Here is a 557-nt window from a genome sequence, read left to right as displayed (position 1 = left end):
ACGGGAGAGGGGAACCGCGCCACATCCGGGGATGGGTGAATCCGATAGCCCGCAGAGGGGGAAGGGAGAGCGCGCGGATCTGGGCAGGCGGCGCGCGCCCTTCACCCGCCCGCCTCCGGCTCCGGCGGGTAGCCCACCGCGGCGCGCTTCTCGGAGGCCGACAGGAACCCGGCCGCCTCGACCCGGCGCCACAGGGATTCCCGCTCCCCCGACAGGGCCTCGATCCGGTCGAGGTCGGGTTCGAGGTCCAGGGCCTCGAAGGCCGGCTCCAGCCAGCCGGCCAGCGCCTGGGCGGTGCGGGCGGCGAGCGGGATCAGGGTCTGGCGGTAGAGCGCCCGGTTCGCCTCGGCGTAGTTGGCGTGGGTGCTGTCGCCGGGCAGCCCCAGCAGCAGGGGCGGCACCCCGAACGCCAGGGCGATCTCCCGGGCGGCGGCGTTCTTGGCCTCGACGAAGTCCATGTCCCGGGGCGACAGCGCCAGGGGCTTCCAGTCCAGGCCGCCCTCCAGGAGCAGCGGCCGGCCGGCATTGGCCGCCCCCTGGTAATTCGCCTCCAGCTC

The 557-nt window shown here is 74.9% G+C and carries 1 protein-coding gene; it reads right to left on the bottom strand.

Translation table 11 applies throughout. The annotated features are described in order from the left end of the window. Nucleotides 1-101: 101 nt before the first annotated feature. A partial coding sequence (locus FV233_RS29820; protein ID WP_147899671.1) for a phage portal protein occupies nucleotides 102-557 on the bottom strand: 456 nt, incomplete at its 5' end.

The sequence above is a fragment of the Methylobacterium sp. WL7 genome (assembly GCF_008040085.1).
In the GTDB taxonomy this organism is placed as follows: domain Bacteria; phylum Pseudomonadota; class Alphaproteobacteria; order Rhizobiales; family Beijerinckiaceae; genus Methylobacterium; species Methylobacterium mesophilicum.
The sequence above is the reverse complement of the archived record's forward strand: the minus strand, read 5'-3'. Positions and strand labels throughout refer to the sequence as shown.